The 301-nt window shown below is 70.6% G+C and carries 1 pseudogene; it reads left to right on the top strand.

Annotated elements, in window-relative coordinates:
• Positions 1 to 137 precede the first annotated feature (137 nt).
• Positions 138 to 301: pseudogene (locus CCN29_RS36495) on the top strand (DUF461 domain-containing protein); the annotation flags it as partial.

The raw sequence follows: 301 nt of genomic DNA, 5'->3' as shown, positions 1-301 counted from the left end.
GCACGACCTGGGTAGGCGTGGGGAGGGTCGGGTGCAGCGGCCTGCGGGAGGCTCGGTAACCTGAGGCCGCTGACAGACACTTAGGGCGGCTTTACCCGGGTCGCCACACACGCTCGAGTCAAGGAGTTGCCGCCGCCGTGAGCAGCAGCCTTCGACGCGGCGCCCTCGCCGCCGCCNNCGGCAACAACGCCCAGACCCTGCAGATCCAGCCGGACAACGCGTCGACGACGGTCGGCGACATCCAGGTGCAGAACGCCACCGTCATCACCCAGCCGGACCTGGAGTCGACGGGCCCCGCCGT

The organism is Streptomyces pseudogriseolus (genome assembly GCA_002154585.1).
Lineage (GTDB): Bacteria > Actinomycetota > Actinomycetes > Streptomycetales > Streptomycetaceae > Streptomyces > Streptomyces pseudogriseolus.
This window is presented reverse-complemented; position numbering and strand designations above follow the sequence as displayed.